The following is a 23,341-nucleotide window of genomic DNA, read 5'->3' on the forward strand; positions in this document are numbered from 1 at the left end:
TAAGACTGATATTACAATACGATTCTCTTACGTTTCTTTTCTTCTGCCTGTATAGCTTCCACATGTTGCGCAAGGGCTTCAATGGTGGTGAGCTGGAAGAATGTTCTTACCGGTATTTCCATACGGAACTCATCAAAGATGGCAGCAGCAAGGCGCATCACCAGTAGTGAGTGCATCCCCAGTTCAAACAGGTTATCTTCCACCCCTGCTTTTTCCAACTGCAATAATTGTTGACAGATACCGGCCAGTATTTCTTCTGTTTTATTACGCGGCGCGACATAGGCATTTTTTGCCAGGGCTTCTCCTACCGGGTCCGGCAGGTTTTTCTTGTCTACCTTTCCGTTAGGTGTCAATGGTAAACGTTCCAGCGGAATAAGTACCGGTATCATGTATTCCGGCAACTTACCCTGCATGCAGGCAATGGCATCTTCTTTATTGTAGCCTGCTTTCGGCACTACATATCCGACCAGGCGCTTCATACCATTGTGATCTGTTTTTGCTACTACCACCGCCTGACTCACTTGGTCATACTGTTGCAGTACCGTTTCTATCTCACCCAGTTCTATACGGTAGCCGCGGATCTTCACCTGATCATCCATACGGCCCAGGTATTCAATATTGCCATCCGGCAGCCAACGACCTAAGTCACCGGTTTTATACATGCGCTGACCAGGATGGTAAGGATCTGCTACAAACTTTTCTGCTGTGAGATCCGGCCGGTTGAGATATCCTCTCGCTACCCCGATACCGCCTACACATATTTCTCCCGGTACACCATAGGTACACAATCTGCCATGTGCATCCAATACATACAGCTGCAGGTTACGGATAGGTTTACCTACCGGTACATTCACGTTGGCCGGTGCTTCTTCCATAAAGAAGAAGCTCACGTCATCGGATGCTTCTGTAGGACCATAGGCATTTGCTACCGGAATATTGCGGAAGTGCTCATGCCCAAACCACTGCTCCAGCAACTGCCGTTGTACGGCTTCACCAGTTACCAGCAAGTATTGCAGCGCTTCGAGCGTAACAGGCACATTGCCTTGCAATGCCGCTGTCAGATAAGAAGGTACTAATTGTAATAAGGTAACGCCCTGCTTGTCTACCCTGCTGATCAGGGCATCAGGACGGAGTATTAATTCATTCGGATAAATGATGGTTCTTCCGCCGCAGATCAGTGCATTCACCATCTGCCATACAGAAATATCAAACGTATACGGCGCGGTAAATGCCAGTATCGTTGCTTCATTCATATTGAATTCTTCCACCATGGCCAGCAGGTGGTTCAATAAGCCGGCATGTTCTACCAACACCCCTTTCGGCTTACCGGTAGAACCGGAGGTATATAACACATAAGCCAGATGTTCCGGTCCTGCTACAGGTGATGGTGCAGTAGTCAGCTGTTGCTGCCATAACTCTTCATCACCATCCACCGCCAGGATGGTGGCGCCGGTATCCGGCATCGTTGCTTTACTGTTAATATCAGCTAATACGATAGTCGCTTTACATTCTTCGAAGATGTAGGTAATCCTGTCTGCCGGGAAGGCCGGATCTACCGGTACATAAGCACCGCCCGCTTTCCAGATGGCCACTACACCGAGGATCATCGCTATACTTCTTTCGATACAGATAGGTATCATACTATCTGCCGCTACACCATTGGCGATGAGGTAACGGGCCAGCTGATTGGCACGGGCATCGAGTTCTGCATAGGTCAGCTGTGTGGATTCATACACCAATGCGATCGCATCCGGTGTACGTGCAGCCTGCTCTTCAAAAATGTGTACGAAGGTTTTACCTGTCGGATAAGGAATTTCAGGACCACTGAACAACTGCAGCAGGGTTTGTTCTTCCGCAGCCTCCATGATCCGCAGGGAACCAATGGTGCTGGCAGGTGTAGCCACTACTGCGCGCAGTAACTGTTCAAAATGTGTGATCATCCGCACAATGGTTTCTTCCTTAAACAGATCTACACAATATTCCACATAGCCGATCAATCCTGCTTCATCTTCTTTCAGCGACACACTCATGTCAAACATGGATGTGGTGTGTGCAGCGTTCTCCATTGATAACTCCAGGTCCTTTAAGGTAAAGGTGTCGGTGTCTGGTGCATTCTGCAGCTCAAACATTACCTGGAATAATGGATTCCTGCTGAGATCTCTTTCTTTCACCACGGCTTCCACTACTTTCTCAAATGGTATATCCTGGTGATCATATGCTTCCAGTAACATGGCCTTCACCTGTTGCAGCAACGCGCTGAAAGCAGGATCATTGCCCACATCTGTTCTGAGTGCGAGTGTATTCACAAAGAAACCGATCAGTCCTTCTGTTGCCTGCTGGGTTCTTCCTGCGATGGAAGTACCTACACAGATATCATCCTGTCCGGTATAGCGATGTAATAATATTTTAAAGGCAGATAATAATGTCATGAACAACGTCACGCCCTGTTCACCGGATAACTGCTGCAATGCTGTTGTCAGTTGTTTATCCAGGCGATACCAGTATACGGCACCACGGGAGCTTTGAATAGCCGGACGCGGATAATCTGTCAGCAGGTTGAGGGTATCAACTCCTCTCAGCTGTTGTTTCCAGTAGTCCAGTTTTTGTTCCAGTACGGCGCCTTTGAGGTAGGTGCGTTGCCATACCGCGTAGTCTGCATACTGGGCCGTTAATACCGGCAATACAACTGCCTGGTGGTTAACAGCGGCATCATACAACGTGGCTATTTCCTGTACGAGGATCGAAGAAGACCAGCCATCTGAGGCGATATGGTGCATCGTCAACACCAATACATGTTCTGTTTCATTTAACACCAGCAGGTGTGCCCGCAGCATATAGTCATCTGACAGGTTAAATGGTACTGCTACCAGCTCTGTCACATAAGCCATCAGGGCGGTATGATCTGCTGCAAAACTTTCTCCGTCAATGACGGTCAGTTTCCACTGGTCTGCCTCCCGTATCTGTTGGTAAGCCAGCCCCTGTACGGTCACCATGACGGTGCGCAGTACTTCATGCCGCTGTACGATGGTTTGTAAAGCCGTGGTCAGGGCATCCGTATGTAACTGTCCTTTCAGTCTTAAAACAGCCGGCATATGGTATTGTACGCTGCCTTCGAGGCGGTCAATAAACCACAGCCGTTCCTGTCCGAATGAAAGTGGAATCAGCGCAGGTCTGCTGCCGGCTTCGATACCTGGCAGTAATAATCCGCTGCTTGTTTCCTGTATATAGGCGGCCAGCTGTGCTACGGTAGCATGGGTAAAGATGGCTTTCACAGACACCTCTGTTTCCAACTGTATCCGGATAGCAGACATCAACCGCATGGTGAGCAGGGAGTGACCTCCCAGTGCAAAGAAATTATCGTATATACCTATCCGTTGTACACCCAGCAATTCCTGCCAGATAGCTACCAGTTTTTCTTCTGTAGCATTGCGCGGCGCTTCATAGCTGCTTTGCTGCAACATAGCTGCTACCGGATCAGGCAGGGCTTTACGGTTTACCTTACCATTGGATGTCAACGGAATGGTAGTCAGTTCTACCCACAAGGCAGGTACCATGTATTCCGGCAGATGGCTTTTCAACCAGCTCTGTACGGCTTCGCGGCTAAATCCTTCTTTCGGTACCACATATCCTACCAGCTGTTTGATACCCGCATGATCCGTTTTCGCCAGTACTACGCCACTGCTTACCAGACCACTTTGCTGCAGCACATGTTCTATTTCACCCAGCTCAATACGGTAGCCACGGATCTTCACCTGGTCATCTATACGACCCAGGTATTCCAGGTTACCATCCGGATACCAGCGGGCCAGGTCACCGGTACGGTACAACCTTTCGCCCAGGATAAACGGACTGGCAATAAAGCGGGTAGCCGTCAGCTCGTCGCGGTTCAGGTAACCACGTGCTACACCGGCGCCACCGATATATAATTCTCCGGCTACACCCATCGGTACCAGCGACTGGTTACTATCCAGGATGTAAGCACTTAAAGTAGGAATAGGTTTACCGATGACACTCGCGCTGCTGCTGAGATGTGCCGCCGTCAGCTCCTGATAGGTTACGTGTACGGTGGTTTCTGTAATACCATACATGTTGATCAGGCGGCTGGCCGGATACAATTCCTGCCATGGTTTCAGCTTACCTGGATTCAATGCCTCTCCACCAAAGATCACATACCGGATGGTAGTGGTACTGGTACGGGCAGTCAGGTAATCCTGCAATACATAGAAGGAAGAAGGTGTTTGGTTCAGTACTGTTACCCCTTCGCTGATCAGCAGTTCACCAAACAAGCCGGTATCCTGCGTCACAGACTTCGGCACCACTACTACGCGGCCACCATAGAATAACGCGCCATACATTTCCCATACGGAGAAGTCGAAACAGAAAGAGTGGAACATCGTCCATACGTCGCTGCTGTTGAAATCATACAGTGGCGCATCTGTTTCAAACAGGCGTACTACGTTTTCGTTTTCTATCAATACGCCTTTCGGACGACCGGTAGAACCGGAAGTATAAATCACATAAGCCACATGATGTGGTAAACGTGTTACCGGCACGGCAGTAGCAGGTTGCTGCGCAATCAAAGCATCTGCATCTATTACCACCCGGTTAGCTATCTGTTCAAATAAATGTGCGCTACTGTTATCACATACGACTACTGTTGCGGCGGTGTCTTCCAGCATATACTGGATCCTGTCTTCCGGATAAGCCGGATCAATCGGCACATACGCAGCACCCGCTTTCAGGATACCCATGATACCTACGATCATTTCCAGGCTACGCTCTGTACAGATAGGCACGAGCGTTTCTACATCCACGCCTTTGCTACGCAGGTAATGTCCTAACTGATTGGCGCGTTCATCCAGTTCGCGATAGGTCAGGTGTGTTGCTTCATAGGTGACGGCGGTTGCATCCGGTGTCTGTTGTACCTGTGCTTCAAACAGGTCTATAATGGTTTTATCTTCCGGATAACCGGCCATCGTGCCAGAGAACTCGTGTAACAGCGTATGCTGTTCATTATCTGTTAACAGGGAAACTGTTCCCAGCTTCGCTTGTTTTACGGAGATGAGCTGTTGTAATACCTGCCGGAAATGCGCCGCCAGCTGATGTATATATACCGTATCCAGTAAGCCGGCATTGTAGCTGAACTGAATCTGTAGTTCTGTTCCGGCAATCACAATGATGCTCAGCGGATAGTTGGTATGTTCCTGCAGACCTGCGTCTTCTACCGTTAATTTCCATTGACCGGATTTTACGGCCTCACTCACAGGGTAGTTTTCATATACCAGGATACTGTCGAATAAGTCGCCTGATAATCCTGCCCAGCGTTGTACATCATTCAGCGGAGAATATTCATATTCCCTGGAGCGGATCTGGTCTTCCTGCAGTTGCAGCAACCAGTCTGTTACGCGCATGTCTCTGTTGATGCGTACATGCAGCGGCAGGGTATTAATGTATAATCCCACCCGTTGTTCAATACCCTGTAAAGCCACGTTACGACCAGATACCGTAGCACCATACACCACAGAATCCTGACCGGTATAATGGTGTAATATCCAGGCCCAGGCGCCCTGCATCACGGTATTTACTGTCAGCCCGTTTTGCTGTGCAAAAGCCTGCAGGCTGGTTGTAAATGCAGCATCGAGTAACAGGTTTTCTTTTTCGTAGCGGCCGGCACTCTTCGTGCGATCTGCCGTTACCGGAATGAAAGGCAGCAGGCTGGCTGCTTCCAGACCTTCCATATATTTACGCCAGTATTGTTCTTCTGCAGCTTTGTCCTGTGCATTGATATACCGGATATAATCTTCATAACGATCTTCTTCTCCGATCGATACTGTTTTACCTTCTGCATACCGCTCATACGCCTGCAACAATTCTTCCAGCAACACCGGTAAAGACCAGCCATCCAGCAACAGGTGATGATAAGTCCAGATCATGCGGTAGCTGGCATCGCCGGTGCGGAGTAAGGCTACGCGCATTAATGGCGGAGTCGTATAATCAAAACCCTGTGACTGATCTGCCAGGATAAAATGTGCAATGGCTTTTTCCTGTTCTGCGGCCGTCATATGCCGGTAATCCAGTACCTGGAACGGCAGTGCGGCTTTATGATGTACACATTGTACCGGTATGCCCAGCGTGGCGTAATTAAAGCTGCTGCGCAAAATACTATGCCGGCTTAATACATGTTCCCAGCTTTGTTGCAGCAGGGCCGTATCGGCATCATGTACGGTACAGATAAACTGTTCTACATAGGCAGCGGTATGATGATCATACAAACCATGGAACAACATCCCTTCCTGTAATCCGCTCAGGCGATAGATCGCAGATACGGCTGCGGCTACACCGGCAGGGCCATACAGGAACTGATCCAACTGGCGGTAGTGTACCTGACCGGTTAAACCATAATCAGAAGGTGTTGATATCGACGCTACTTGTTGTACACAGTGTGCGATCAACGTTTCCAGTTCGCGGCAATAAGCATCCGCAATCGCTGCAATGGTAGCCGCTTCATAGTGCAGGGTGCTATAGCTCCAGTGAAGCGATAACACGCCATTTTGCACCATACTGTTGATCGTAATCTGCTCTCTCAGGCGGTAGGTATCGCCGGCGTCTTTTCCGGCGGCTTCTGCTGCTGCCTGCAGCCAGGTATTACCCTGTGCAGCGGCATCGAGTTGACCCAGGTAGTTGAACACCAGCTGCCAGGGTTGTTCGCCCTGTAAAGCCGGTACCTGGTTGATATATTTCAATACGCCATAGCCCAGCCCTTTGTCCGGGATTTCGCGTAATTGTTCTTTAATACTTTTGATGAGATCACCTGCCGTATCACTATCACCGGTATGGAGTAACACCGGATAGAGATTGGTAAACCAACCCACGGTGCGGCTGATATCCACGTCTTTGCTGATTTCTTCCCGACCGTGGCCTTCCAGTCCGATCACCACATCTGTCTGACCGCTGCGGTTACTCAGGGTAGCCGCCAGCGCTGCCAATAACAGATCATTGATTTCGGTATGGTATGCTGCCGGTACTTCCTGCAACAGTTCACGGGTACGGTTCTCATCGAGCCCGATCGTATAGACGCCTGTATCTTTCAAATATACCGGTGCAGTGGTTTCCCGGTCTACCGGTAACTGATAATCCGCCTGTATGGCTTTCTCCCAGTAGTGTTGCTGCAACTGCACTCCCGGACGTTGTCCGTAGGCTGCCAGTGCCTGATACCATTGCCGGTAAGAAGTGCCTTTAACGCCCAGGCCTGTACGCTGTCCGGTCATCCGGTCTTCCAGCAGGCGGGCCAGGTCTTCCAGCAGAATACGCCAGGATACCACATCCACCGCGAGGTGATGCACAATCAGTAATAACCGGTCGTGGGTAGCCGTATCGGCTGTCCGGAATAATACCGGGCGGAATACATCCCCTTCCCTGATATTTAAACCTTCCTGATAGGATTGACCATACTGTGCGATCGCCTGTACCAGGTCTTTCTCAGCAGTGAGGTCTTTTACTTCCAGTCCGCTGTAATGAGTGCTATATAATTGTTCCCATCCGTCAGCTGTTTGTTGGTAACCTAAACGCAACGCATCATGGTGCGATTGTAAGGTATGCAGTACATCCAGCCATACTTCCGTGGTGATGGATTTATCTGTGGCGAGTAATACGTGCTGATTAAAATGATCCTGCACCGGCGTTTGTTCGAAGAACCATTGCTGAATCGGTAACAGGCCTGCTGTTCCGGACAGTTCGCCCTGCTCTCCGTCGTTGCCTCCTTCCTGTTTGCGGTTGAGTAATATATCTCCCAAACGGGCAATGGTCTGGTGTGCAAAAATATCCCGCGCCTGCAGGGCATAGCCCTGGCGTTTTACGCGGCTTACCACCTGAATGGTGATAATGGAATCGCCGCCGAGACGGAAGAAATTATCGTGTATCCCTACCCGTGGCACACCCAATAATTCTTCCCAGATACCTGCCAGTAATAATTCTGCTGCGTTGCGTGGTGCTACATATGCCGCATCGGTACGTTCTGCTGCCACTGGTTCCGGTAATGCCCTGCGGTTTACCTTACCATTAGACGTTAAAGGAATCGCGTCAAGCGTCACCCATAAAGCCGGTACCATATATTCCGGTAAACGGGCTTTCAACCACTTCTCTACTACTTCCTGGTCAAAGTCTTTATCTGCCACCACGTAGCCTACCAGGCGCTTGGTGCCCTGTGCATCCGTTTTAGCCAATACCACACTTTGCTGTACCAGTCCGCTCTGTTGCAACACGCTTTCAATTTCACCCAGCTCAATACGGTAGCCGCGGATCTTCACCTGGTCATCTATACGACCCAGGTATTCGATATTACCATCCGGTAACCACCGGGCAAGGTCGCCGGTACGATAAATACGTTCCTGGCTGCCATTGAAAGGTTGTCTGATAAATTTGCTTCTGCTTAATTCCGGCAGATTGAGATATCCCCGTGCCAGTCCGGCGCCGCCGATACACAATTCTCCGGCCACGCCTACCGGCACTTTATTTAACGCTGTATCTACTATATATAACTGTACATTTTCTATTGGCCGGCCTATTAAAATACCCCGTGCCAGCGGCTCCATACCATCAATGGTATTGAAGGTAAACACGCTGCAACCCACTGTTGACTCCGTAGGTCCGTACTCGTTAATCATCTCTACATCCAGCTTTCTATCCAGCCAGTACTGTACGTGATTCAGCTGTAATGCTTCTCCACCCAGTACCAGTCTTCTTGTCACGGCAAACTGTTCATTGAAGAACTGCTCCTGTTCAATCAGCTGCATGTGCGCCGGCGTCAGTTTAATGAAATCGTACGGCGCATATTGCAGCAGTAAAGGATCTTCAAATACTTCTGCACCATGACGGGAACCAATCACCACGGTTTTACCTGCCAGCAGCGGCATAAACATCGCGGTAAGAGAGGCATCGAACGTATAGGAGAAGTGTATAAAACTACCGGATGGATTATCATCCGCATTCATATACTTCGTCTGATTATTGCGGATATAATGTAACAAGGCCGCGTGCGAAATCATCACCCCTTTAGGCTTACCGGTACTACCGGAAGTATAGATGATGTATGCCAGCTGGCTACCCAAAGGATTTACCGGCAATACCGCAGTCTCCTGCTCGCGGATCTCTTCCACGCGTTCTTCCGGTACTACCTGCTGCAGGCCTGCTATGGCTGGTATCAGTTGTTTGCAACCGGTACTTGTTAACAGGATGGTCGCTTTACAGTCTTCCAGTATATACTGGATTCTGTCTTCCGGATAAGCCGGATCAATAGGTACATAGGCGCCTCCTGCTTTCAGAATACTCAGGATAGCGACGAGCATTTCCGGACTCTTCTCTATACAAACCGGTACCAGTACTTCTGCCTGTACACCGAGTGTACGCAGGTAGCGGGCCAGCTGATTGGTACGTTCATCCAGTTCGTGGTAAGTGAGGGTACCATTCACACCGGCGATGGCAATAGCCTCCGGCGTGCGCAATACCTGTACCGCCAGCCACGACATCATCGTTTCCTGCTCCTGCGGCAAGAGGCCTGTTGGCGCTCCTTCCAGCGTCAGCAATTCCTCTTGTTCTGCGGTGGTTAACAGGCTAAGCTGATCCAGCGTAGCCACACCAGCTATCGTGATTTGTTGTAAAATATTTTCAAAGTGCGCCGCCAGTTTTTCCACATAGGTGGCTTCCAGCAACGTGGTATTATAACTGAATTGGATGGTGATCTGCTGTGCAGCGGCAATGATAATATTCAGCGGATAGTTGGTATGTTCATGTACGGCTACCTCTCCTATTTTCAGCTTCCACTGTGCCGACTTCACCACTTCACTCACCGGATAGTTTTCATATACCAACAAGCTGTCGAACAATTCACCGGCAGTATTGGTCCAGCGTTGTACCACATTCAGCGGGGTATATTCATACTCTCTGGAACGGATCTGATCCTGTTGCAGTGCCATCAGCCAGGCAGCAATATCTTCCTGTCCCTGATTGAACTGCGCATGCAGCGGCAGGGTATTGATGTATAAACCCACCCGTTGCTCTACTCCAGCCAATGCGCCGTTACGACCGGATACGGTTACCCCATACACCACATTCGTTGCACCTGTGTATTTATGTAATATCCAGCTCCAAACGCCCTGCATCAGCGTGTTTACTGTAATGCCCTGTTGCTGTGCATACGTCTGTACCTGTTCTGTCAGCGTGGTATCCAGTGACAACAGTACATCACTGTAAGCGCCGATACCTTTGGTACGATCTGCTGCCGCCGGAATAAACGGCAGGAGGCTGCCGGCATCCAGCCCTTTCATATAGCCGCGCCAGTAAGCTTCTTCTGCGGCTTTATCCCTTGCATCTATATAACGGATATAATCTTCATAACGGTCTTCTGTTTCCAGCACCAGTGTTGCACCTGCTGCCAGCGATTCGTATGCCTCCAGGAGTTCTCCTATCAATACCGGAATAGACCAGCCATCCAGTAACAAGTGGTGGAAAGTCCATACCATCTGATAACGGTCTGCCGCTGTTTGCAGCAGGGTAATGCGCATCAGTGGCGGCTGCTGATAATCGAAGCCGGTGGCACTGTCTCTCCGGAGAAATGCCTGCAGCGCATCTGCTGACTGCTGCCGGTAGTCCAGTACTTCAAATGGTAATGTTACCTGGCGGTAAACATACTGCACCGGAATCCGCAACGCTTCGTAATCAAATCCGCTGCGCAGGATACTGTGGCTGCTTAATACGTGCTCCCAGCTTTGCTGCAGCAAGGCGGTATCCACCTCACTCACGGTACATACAAACTGTTCAATGTAAGCCGCTGCATGATCATCATACAGGCCATGGAACAACATCCCTTCCTGCAAACCACTGAGGCGGTAGATCGCGGTAACTTTTTCAGACAACTGATTCGGACCATACAGGAACTGATCCAGCTGACGGTAAGGCACGATGCCGGTTAAACCATAGTCAGATGGTGTAAACAAAGGCGCTTGCTGACCCTGCAGAACACAATGTGCAATGAGCGCTTCCAGTTCCTGGCGGTAGCTGTCTGCGATCGCTTCAATCGTTGCTGCATCAAAATGCAGGCTGCTGTAACTCCAGTGAAGTGATAATACCCCACCTTGTACCAGGCTGTTTACGGTGATGCGTTCCCGTAGTATATAGTCTTCACTTACATCGCGGCCGGCTGATTCTGTTGCCACGGCAATAAGCTCACTGTTCTGTGTTACGCCATCCAGCTGTCCCAGGTAGTTAAATACCAGGTCCCAGGGCTGCGCGCCCTGTAATGCCGGTATACGGTTGATGTATTTCAATACGCCATAACCCAGGCCTTTGTCGGGTATTTCGCGTAATTGTTCTTTTATACTTTTGATGAGATCACCTACACTATCATTATCCCGGGTATTTAACAACACTGGATACAGGTTGGTAAACCATCCCACTGTGCGGCTGATATCCACCTCTCTGCTGATTTCCTCGCGGCCGTGACCTTCCAGTCCGATCACCACTTTTGTCTGGCCACTGCGGGCACTTAATACACGCGCCAGTGCCGTTAACAGGATATCATTGATTTCGGTATGGTAAGCGGCCGGCACTTCCTGCAACAGCTGACGCGTATGTGCCGCATCCAGTGCAGTAGTATAATGTCCGGTATCTTTCAAACGGGCCGGCTCTGTGGTGCTACGGTCTGCCGGCAAACGGAAATCTGCCTGTGCTACCGAAGCCCAATAGCTTTGCTGTGCCAGCACTGCCGGATTTTGTCCATAGGCAGCCAATGCGGCATGCCATTGCCGGTAAGACGAACCTTTAACGCCCAGGCCTGTACGAACACCTTTCAACCGGTCTTCCAGCAGGCGGGAAAGGTCTTCCAGCAAAATGCGCCAGGACACCGCATCTACTGCCAGGTGATGTATAACCAGCAACAAACGGTTATGGGTGGCAGTATCCGGCGTCCGGAATAATACGGCGCGGAATAGACTACCCTCCTGTATATCGAGGCTTTCCTGGTATGCTTTACTGTGTGCTGTAAGTTCTGCTGCAAGATCTTTGGCAGCAGACAGGTCCACCATTTCCGGCTGACTGTACTGCGCCGTATACAACTGTTCCCAGTTGCCATCTGTCAACTGATAGCGGAAACGCAGTGTATCATGCTGTGTCTGCAGGGTGTGCAGCACATCTGTCAGCAATAATTCCGGTATTTTTTTATCGATCGTTAATAAAACACTCTGGTTGAAATGATCCTGTACTGGTGTTTGTTCGAAGAACCATTGCTGAATCGGTAACAGGCCTGCTACTCCAGCCAGTTCCGCCTGTTCGCCTTGTATACCACCCGCTTCTTTGCGTGACCGTAATACTTCACTCAAACGGCTGATGGTCTGATAAGCAAAAATGTCCCGCGCCTGCAAATTGTAGCCCTCGCGTTTCACCCGGCTTACCACCTGGATCGTGATAATGGAATCGCCACCCAGTTTAAAGAAATTATCGTGTATGCCTACACGTTTTACGCCCAGCACATCCTGCCAGATATTTGCCAGCAATACTTCGGTAGCATTACGTGGCGCCGCATAAGCGGTATCAGACAGTTCCACCATATCCGGTTCCGGCAATGCATTCCGGTTTACCTTACCATTGGCAGTCAATGGAATGATATCCAATACTACCCAGATAGCAGGTACCATGTACTCCGGCAAACGTGCTTTCAACGTAGTTTCAACCAATGCCTGATCAAAACGGTCTGTCACGGCTACATAACCCACCAGCCGTTTATGACCGTTGGCATCTGCTTTCGCCAGTACTACGCCTTGTTTTACCAGACCACTCTGTTGCAGTACACTTTCTATCTCTCCCAGCTCAATACGGTAACCGCGGATCTTCACCTGGTCATCCACACGGCCCAGGTACTCCACATTACCATCCGGCAGCCAGCGGGCCAGGTCACCTGTACGGTACATCCGGTCGCCTGCCTGATCACTGAATGGGTTAGTTACAAATTTTTCTGCGGTCAGTTCCGGCATGTTGAGGTAGCCACGTGCCACCTGTACACCACTTACACACAACTCACCCGCCACACCTACTGGTACCGGCTCTCCGCCTGGTCCCAGGATGAATATTTTTGTATGGGATACAGCGCGACCGATAGGCGGCACACCTGCTCCCGTAGTATGATCTAATGTATAATAACTGGTCACCACTGTATTTTCCGTAGGACCATAGTTGTTCACCAGTTTGAATGTTAATCCATCCAGGGTTACTGCCGGCAAACGATCCCCACCTGTCAGCAGGTAAGTCAGCGAAGCACCCTGACCACGCAGGCTGCTGATTACAGCCGGTACCAGGCCCGTAGCCACAAAGCTGTGGGTGATACCTGCCGTCAGGTAGAAAGCCGGTAATTTATCCGGAGATACGCGCGTATCGTCATCTACCAGGTATACGCTGCTGCCGTTCACCAGATAAGGCCATACTTCCCAGCCAAAGGCATCGAAGCCAATACTGGCCATAGCAGTAGCGCGGCTATCTGTGGTTACCTGATACGTATAGGCATGCCAGTGAGTCAGGTTTACCACGTTGTGATGCGTCACCATCACCCCTTTCGGACGACCGGTAGAACCGGAGGTATAAATAACATACGCCAGGTCCGCAGGGGTAATAGTTACATTTACCGCGGTGGTTGCTACTGCTGCCAACAGCGTGTTATCATCCAGCGAAACCGTATTGATATCGGTGATCAGATGTGCATAATCCGTTGTTGTCAGTACCAGTGTTGCTTTTACATCAGATAACATATAGGCAATCCTGTCTGCAGGATAAGTCGTATCTACCGGTACATACGCCGCTCCGGCTTTCAGCACACCCAGCATACCTGCCAGCAATGCCGGCCGGCGATCGGTACAAACAGGTACCAATGCTCCTGGCTGAATACCTTGTGCGATCAGGTAATGTGCCACCCGGTTCGCTTGTTCCTCCAGCTGACGATACGTCCATACCCTATCACCGCTTACTACTGCTGTAGCATCCGGTGTACGTTGTGCCTGTGCAGCAAACAGGTCCACCAGTGTATGCGTGGTATCCAACGGATAACCTGCCTGTGTAGCTGGTAAATGTTGCTGTAAAGTGATACGTTCTTCCGCCGTCAGTAAAGAGAGGCTGCCCAGCTTCGCACTTTCACTGGCAATCATCTGTTGCAATACCTGGCTGAAATGTCCGGCCAGCTGCCGTACATATTGTTCTTCCAGCAAAGCTTTGTTATAGCTGAACTGTATGTGAATATCTGCGGCGGCGGCAATCACAATACTCAACGGATAGTTGGTATGCTCATTCAGCTGAATATCGCTGATGGCCATTTTCCAATGAGCAGATTTTACGGCTTCGCCTACCGGATAGTTTTCATATACCAGCAAACTATCAAACAGGTCTCCTGAAATACCAGACCAACGCTGGATATTATTCAACGGGGTATATTCATATTCTCTGGAACGGATCTGCTCTTCCTGCAGCTGCCGCAACCAAATCGCTACTTCCTGTTCGCGGTCTACCGGTATGTGTAATGGCAGGGTGTTGATATACATCCCTACTTTTTGTTCGATGCCGGGTAATGCACTGTTTCTGCCGGAAACCGTCACACCAAATACCACGGATTCACTCCGGGTATAATTATGCAGGATCCAGCCCCAGGCGCCCTGCATGAGGGTATTCACCGTTAATCCGTGGCGTTGTGCATATGCCTGTATAGCTGTAGTGATGGTGGCATCCAGTATCAGGTGTTCTTTTTCATACACGCCGATACCTTTGGTACGGTTGGCGCCTGCAGGGATAAACGGTAACAGACCCGGATTTTCCAGTCCGCCGATATAACCGCGCCAGTACTGCTCTTCTGCAGCTTTGTCCTGACGGGCCACATAACGGATATAATCTTCATAACGATCTTCTTCTTCCAACACCAATGGTGTACCTGCCGACAGGTTTTCGTATGCCTGTAACAGTTCTGCTATCAATACCGGCAATGACCAGCCATCGAGTAACAGGTGATGATACGTCCACACCATACGATACGCCGTATCGCTGATTTGCAGCAATGTGATCCGCATCAGTGGCGGTACGGTGTAATCAAAACCTCTTGCCTGATCGGCACGGATATAGGCTGCAATAGCCGTATCACTACCAGCATGCCGGTAATCCAGCACTTCAAACGGGAGGGTAACGTTTTCGTATACACATTGTACCGGTACCGACAGCGCCTCATAATTAAAGCTGCTGCGCAGAATGCTATGCCGGGAGAGCACATGCTCCCAGCTTTGCTGTAACAAGGCAGTATCTACGTTACTAACCGTGCATACAAACTGTTCGATATAGGCTACGGTATGATCATCATACAACCCATGGAACAACATCCCTTCCTGCAAACCACTCAGGCGGTAGATCGCCGTTACTTTTCCGGCCAGCTGATCAGGACCATACAGGAACTGATCCAGCTGGCGATAAGGTACTACGCCGGTTAAACCATAATCGGATGGTGTAAACAACGCCGCTTTTCCTGCCTGCTGCACACAATGTGCAATCAGTGTTTCCAGCTCATGCCGGTAGGCATCCGCCATACCCGCCACAGTAGCCGCATCATAATGCAGGGTGCTGAAAGTCCAGTTCAGCGATAATACGCCGCCCTGTACCATACTGTTTACGGTGATGCGTTCCCGTAATACGTACTCCGCACTCACTTCCCTGCCTGCTGCTTCTCCGGCAACATGTAAGTGTTCACTGTTCTGTGTTACGCCATCCAGCTGACCCAGATAGTTGAACACCAGCTCCCAGGGCTGTACACCCTGCAGGGCTGGCAAACGGTTGATATATTTCAATACGCCATAACCCAGGCCTTTGTCCGGAATTTCGCGTAACTGTTCTTTTATGCTTTTGATGAGATCTCCTGCGGTGGCACTATCCTGGGTGTTCAACAACACCGGATAGAGATTCGTAAACCATCCTACGGTACGGCTGATATCTGCCTCTTTGCTGATTTCCTCACGGCCGTGTCCTTCCAGTCCGACTACTACTTTTGTTTTGCCGCTGCGGGTGCTTAATACGCGGGCCAATGCTGCCAGTAAGATGTCATTGATCTCGGTATGGTAAGCTGCCGGCACTTCCTGCAATAACTGACGGGTATGTGCGGCATCCAGTTCAATGGTATAGTGTCCGGTATCTTTCAGACGGGCCTGCTCTGTGATCTCTTCCGCTTCCGGCTGCTGATAGCCGGCCTTCATCACCTGTTCCCAGTAGTTTTGCTGCGACAATACATCGGGTCGCTGTCCATAAGCCGCCAGGGTGGCATACCATTGCCGGTAAGAAGTACCTTTAACGCCCAGGCCTGTACGAATACCTTTTAACCGGTCTTCCAGCAGGCGGGATAAATCTTCCAGCAAAATGCGCCAGGACACAACGTCTACTGACAGGTGATGAATAACCAGCACTAAACGGTTGTAGGTCTCTGCGTCAGCAGTGCGGAAAAATACCGCACGGAATACCTCACCCTTGCGGATCTGCAGGCTTTCCTGGTATTGCTGACCATATATAGCGATGTCTTGCTGCAGGTCTGTTGTGGCAGACAGGTCAACAATTTCCGGCTGACTGTACTGTGCCGTATACAACTGCTCCCAGTTACCATTTACCTCCTGGTAACGGAAACGCAGCGCATCATGATGTAACTGCAGCTCGTGCAATACATCTGACAATAATGACGTTGGTATTTTTTTATCGATGGATAATACAACATGCTGATTAAAATGATCCTGCACCGGTGCTTGTTCAAAGAACCATTGCTGAATCGGCAACAGGCCGGCTACGCCAGACAATTCTGCCTGTTCGCCCTGTGTACCGCCTGTTTCTTTGCGTGACTGTAATACGTCACTCAAACGGCTGATGGTCTGATACACAAAAATATCCCGTGCCTGCAGGCTGTAACCTTCGCGTTTTACCCGGCTTACCACCTGAATGGTGATAATGGAATCGCCACCCAGTTTAAAGAAATTATCGTGTATACCTACACGTTTTACGCCCAGCACATCCTGCCAGATATTTGCCAGCAATACTTCCGTAGCATTACGAGGCGCGGTATATACTGTATCGGACAACTCTGTGGTATCCGGTTCCGGTAATGCATTCCGGTTTACCTTACCATTGGATGTTAATGGAATCGCGTCTAATACCACCCAGATAGCAGGTACCATGTACTCCGGCAAACGTGCTTTCAACGTGGTTTCTACGAGCGCCTGATCAAAATTGTCTTTGGCAGTTACATAACCTACCAGGCGTTTATGGCCGTTGGCATCTGCTTTCGCCAGTACTACGCCTTGTTTCACCAGCCCACTCTGTTGCAGTACACTTTCTATTTCACCCAGCTCAATACGGTAACCACGGATCTTCACCTGATCATCCACACGGCCCAGGTACTCCACATTACCATCCGGCAGCCAGCGGGCCAGATCTCCTGTGCGGTACATCCGGTCGCCTGCCTGATCACTGAATGGATTAGTTACAAATTTTTCTGCGGTCAGTGCCGGCATATTCAGGTAACCACGCGCTACCTGTACACCACTTACACACAATTCTCCGGCAACACCCACCGGTACCGGCTCTCCGCCTGGTCCGAGGATATATATTTTTGTATGGGATACGGCACGACCGATAGGCGGTGCGCCGGCTCCTGTATGATGTGCTAATGTATAATAGCTGGTCACCACAGTATTTTCTGTAGGACCATAGTTGTTCACCAGTTTAAACGTTAATCCGTCGAGGGTTACTGCCGGCAAACGATCCCCACCTGTCAGCAGGTAAGTTAAGGAAGCCTCCTGGCCACGCAGACTGCTGATCACGGCTGGTACCAGGCCCGTAGCTACGAAGCTGTGGGTAATACCAGCTGCGAGATAAAAAGCCGGCAGTCTGTCCGGAGACAAACGCGTATCATCATCTACCAGGTAGATACTGCTACCATTCAGCAGATAAGGCCATACCTCCCAGCCAAAGGCATCGAAGCCAATACTGGCCATGGCAGTAGCACGGCTATCTGCGGTTACCTGATACGTATAGGCATGCCAGTGAGTCAGGTTTACTACGTTGTGATGCGTCACCATCACCCCTTTCGGACGACCGGTAGAACCGGAGGTATAAATAACATACGCCAGGTCGGCAGGTGTAATGGCTACATTTACCGCGGTGGTGGCTACTTCTGCCAACAGTGTGTTATCATCCAGCGACACCGTATTCACATCGGCGATCAGGTGTGCATAATCCGTTGTCGTGAGTACCAGCGCCGCTTTTACATCAGACAACATATAGGCGATCCTATCGGCAGGATACGTCGTATCTACCGGTACATAAGCCGCACCGGCTTTCAGGATACCCAGCATACCTGCCAGCAATGCCGGCCGGCGATCGGTACAAACAGGCACCAATGCACCTGGCTGAATACCCTGTGCAATCAGGTAATGCGCCACACGATTCGCTTGTTCCTCCAGCTGGCGATAAGTCCATACCGTATCACCGCTTACTACCGCGGTAGCATCCGGTGTACGTTGTACCTGTGCGGTAAACAGGGAAACCAGGTTGTGTTGTGCATCCAGCGGATAAGCAGCCGGATCAGCAGCATACACTTGCAGCAACTGTTCCTTATCTGCTACCGTCAGCATTGGTAATACACTCACTAATTGGGTAGGCGCTACCAGCACAGAACGAAGCAACTGTTCGTAATGACGGATGATATTCAATATGGTTTGCTCCGCGAACAGGTCTGTACAATATTCAAGTGAAAGCAGCAAACCATCTGCCTGTTCTACGGCAGTAACACTCAGGTCAAATTTGGCTACGGTTTGTTTCACCGTTTGTGCAGTTACCGTCAGATCGCCCAGTGATAAGGCGGTTTCTTCCGGGGTATTCTGCAGCGCAAACAATACCTGGAACAATGGACTATAGGCCGGGTTTCTTTCTGTTACAACCGTTTCTGTTATCTTTTCAAAAGGCAGATCCTGGTGATCATACCCTTCCAGTAAGTTCGTTTTTACCTGTTGCAGGAAAGCGGAGAAAGCAGGCGTACCACTCAGGTCACTGCGTATAGCCAGCGTGTTTACAAAGAAACCAATCAACCCTTCTACTTCCTGCTGACGACGACCCGCCACCGGAATCCCCACGCTGATATCTTCCTGCCGGCTGTAGCGGTATAATAATACCTGGAAGGTGGCCAGCAATGTCATGTACAGGGTTACATTTTCCTTCCGGCTAAACCCATGCAGCGCATTGAGTAATTCCTGGTCCAGTAATACCTGTGTAGTAGCACCCTTCGTGCTTTGCACCGCAGGCCGCGGATAATCTACCGGCAACTCCAATGGTGCTACACCACTCAGCTTCTGTATCCAGTAGGCTTTTTGTTGTTCCAGCCGCTCACCGGACATATACCCACGTTGCCACAACGCATAATCTGCATATTGCACCGGTAACGGTGATAATGCCGACGCACGGCCGGCAACTGCTGCGGCATATAACTCAGACAGTTCCTGGATCATGATACCAACAGACCAGCCATCCGCTGCAATATGGTGTACGATGCACACCAGTATATGTTCTTCCGCTGTCACGGATATCACGCCTGCACGCAACATATAATCCTGCTGCAGGTTAAAAGGACGGTTGATGAAAGCCGCAATCGTTGCTTCCGCATCACTGGTCTCCAGGGTATCCAGCAGCCAATTATCTGCTGTCTGTATCTGCTGGTAAGCGGTATCTGCACCGGCAGTGGGCCGTACTACCGTACGCAGCACTTCGTGCCGGTTCACAATTTGCTGCAAAGCAGTTTGCAGGGCAGCATGATGTAACTGACCTGTTAATTTTAATACTGCCGGAATATGATAATGTACGGAGCCATCCAGCTGATCAATTACCCATAATCTTTCCTGACTGAAAGATAACGGAATATGTTCCGGCCGCTCCTGTATCGTGAGCGGTGGCAATAACGCCGTATTGGCGTTACCCGTGATCACCTGTGCCATAGCTGCCACCGTACGGTGAACAAATACATCCTTCACGGTAATCTCTGCCGACAGTTCTTTCCGGATAGCTGCTACCAGGCGCATAGCCAGTAACGAGTGACCTCCCAGTTTAAAGAACTCATCGTGTATGCCTACCCGTGGTATATCGAGCAGTTGTTGCCAGATACGCACTACCGCTTCTTCCGTAGCTGTTCGTGGCGCTACGTAATCCGCCGTCAGGGCAACACTCATATCCGGGTCCGGCAAGGCTTTACGGTTAATTTTTCCGTTGGCCGTCAGCGGAATTTCTTCCAGCACGATCCAGATGCCGGGCACCATATAATCCGGTAGCCGGGCACTCAACCAGCCTTGTACTGTTTCTTCATTAAATTCACCTTTTGGTACAGCATAGCCTACCAACCGTTTATTACCGGTATTATCCGGTTTGGCTACCACCACACAACGATATACCAGTCCACTTTCCTGCAACACATTTTCAATCTCGCCCAACTCAATGCGGTAACCTCTTATTTTTACCTGGTCATCGATACGACCTAAACATTCAATATTTCCATCCGGTAACCAACGGGCCAGATCGCCGCTGTAATACAGGCGTTCTCCGGATTTATACGGATGCGGAATGAATTTTTCCGCTGTCAGTGTTTCCCGGTTAAGGTATCCACGTGCCAGCTGTATACCGCTGATACATAATTCTCCGATAACACCCACTGGACACAGTTGACCATTTTTATCCAGTATGCAGATGTCTGTATTATTTAACGGCTGACCGATCGTTATCTTTTCAGCAGCCTTTAATTCTTTTACGGTAGCCCATATCGTTGCCTCTGTAGGACCATAGAGGTTCCACACCGGCTGATCGCTCAGTGCCACCAGTTTATCTTTCAGCTCTTCCTTGATGGCCTCCCCTCCTGTCAGGACGGTTACGCCTTCTTTATTCTGCCAGCCAGCATCTATCAGCATCTGCCAGGTAGCTGGCGTAGCCTGCATAAAAGCAGGGCGGTGCTGTGTCAGCTGCTCCATCAGCAGGAAAGCATCCATTGCCTGCTCGCGGGCAGCAACAATTACTTTTCCACCGGCGGTCAGCGGCAGGAAGAATTCCAGGTAAGCAATATCAAAACAATAGGTAGTTACGGCCAGTAAGCTGGAATCAGCAGATACAGCCAGTGTTTCCTGCATCGCATACAGGAAGTTCAGTAATGACCTGTGTTCAATGATCACCCCTTTAGGCATACCGGTAGACCCGGAAGTATAGATCACATAGGCAGCCTGTTCTGGCGCCGGTGGTACGGCCAGCGCTGTTTCCGGGTACTGTGCAATTGCTGCAGCGGCTTTATCCAGTAATACCACCTCTTTGATGCCGGTGATAGTCTCCAGGGCTGTCACGCTATCGCTGCTACTAACAACAAAAGTAGCTGCCGTATCTTCCAGCATATACCGGATACGGTCTGCCGGATATACCGGTTCAATGGGAACGAATGTAGCACCCGCTTTTAATATCCCCATTATGCCGATGAGCATATCCAGGCTACGGTGTATACATACCGGTATCAGCATACCAGGCTGTACGCCTTTATCCTGCAGGTAATGCGCCAATTGGTTGGCGCGTGTATCCAGTTCGCGATAAGTCAGTTGTTTTCCACCAAATACCACTGCCGGTGCATCCGGTGTATTATTTACCTGCGCAGCAAACAGCTCCGGGAAGGTTTGATGAGGATACTCCGCAGTTCTTTTACCTGCGAATTCATATAACAGTACCTGTTCTTCCTGGGCGGTCAGTAAACGCAGATCTGCCAGCACCGGTTGTTCCAGGCTGATCAGCTGCAACAGTATTTCCCGGAAATGTCCGGCCAGACGCTGTACATATATTTCTTCCAGCAATGCTGTGTTATAGCTGAATTGTAAGGTGATCTCCGCAGCTGCGCCGACCATAATACTCAGCGGGTAGTTCGTATGTTCTTTTACTACCGGATTTTGCAACTCCAGCTTCCAGCGACCGGAAGTCACCACTTCACTCACCGGGTAGTTTTCATATACCAGGATACTGTCGAACAGATCACCGGTAATGCCCGTCCAACGTTGAATAGTGCTGAGTGGTGTGTATTCATATTCCCGGGATATAATCTGGTCCTGCTGGATCTGCTGTAACCATTTATCTACCGGGGTTTGACGATCTACCTTCACATGCACCGGTAAGGTATTGATATATAAACCTACTTTACGATCCACACCTGGCAGGTCTGCCGGACGGCCGGATACCGTAACACCATAGGTAACGGAAGGCGCACCTGTATAGTGATGCAGCAACAGTCCCCATACACCCTGCATGACCGTATTTACCGTCACACCGTGCGACTGGGCATATCGCTGGATACGGCTACTGGTAGCTTCATCCAGTCGCAGCCACTCTGCTTTGTAGGAACCAATTCCTTTGGTACGATCAGCAATAGTTGAAATAAACGGCAACAGGCTGCCTGTTTCCAGACCAGCCATGTATCCCTGCCAGTATTTTTCTTCCTGTTCTTTATCCCTGTTTTCTATATACCGGATATAATCTTCGTAAAGATCTTCTTCCGCATTCACCACTGGTTGCCCACCGGTTAATGCTTCATAGTGTTGTAATAACTCTTCGATCAGTACCGGAATAGACCAGCCATCCAACAAAATATGGTGGTATGTCCATATCATCTGATAATCCCGTTCAGCCGTCTGTAACAGGGTTACCCGCATCAATGGTGGTTCATTATAGTTGAACCCTTTCCGTTCATCTGCTTTTATATATTCCCGTATAGCCTGTTCCCGATAGTCAGGCGACATATCCCGGTAATCGAGTATTTCAAAAGGCAGGGTTACTGTTTTATACACGCACTGCACCGGCATACCCAGCTCTTCATAGTTGAAGCTGCTGCGCAGGATGCTATGCTGCTGTAACAACAGGTCCCAGCATTTACGCAATGCCGCTGCGTCTGCATTTTTTACTTCACAGCTGAACTGCTCCAGATAAGCACCTCCGGCTTCATCATACAATCCATGAAACAACATCCCTTCCTGCAGGCCACTCAATGCATAGATCGCCGCTATTTTATCGCCACGTTTTTGCGGCGTGGCGCCGGCCAGGCCGGAGATATAGCTCACCAGCTCATTCCGGTTAGCTTTTATATAGTTAATGACTTCCTGATCTTTCTTAATCGCTGCAATCTGTTCCTCTCCCAGTTTGGTTTTATCTCCTCTTAAAATCAGCCGGCCGTCTTCTACTGCCAGTATAAAATGCGCACGTTGCAGTTTCGTAACAAATTCCTTGATACTCATTC

The 23,341-nt window shown here is 49.9% G+C and carries 1 protein-coding gene; it reads right to left on the reverse strand.

What is annotated here, in order from left to right; genetic code table 11:
- Positions 1-11: 11 nt before the first annotated feature.
- Complete coding sequence (locus tag OL444_RS26945; RefSeq protein WP_264728270.1) at positions 12-23,339, reverse strand: non-ribosomal peptide synthase/polyketide synthase; 23,328 nt, start codon at positions 23,337-23,339, stop codon at positions 12-14.
- Positions 23,340-23,341: the final 2 nt, after the last annotated feature.

Origin of the sequence: Chitinophaga nivalis, assembly GCF_025989125.1 — a bacterium.
Lineage (GTDB): Bacteria > Bacteroidota > Bacteroidia > Chitinophagales > Chitinophagaceae > Chitinophaga > Chitinophaga nivalis.

Bases quoted from the DNA above. Each gene is read 5' to 3' on its own strand.
- OL444_RS26945 (WP_264728270.1), bottom strand. From the start codon at position 23,339: ATGAGTATCAAGGAATTTGTTACGAAACTGCAACGTGCGCATTTTATA.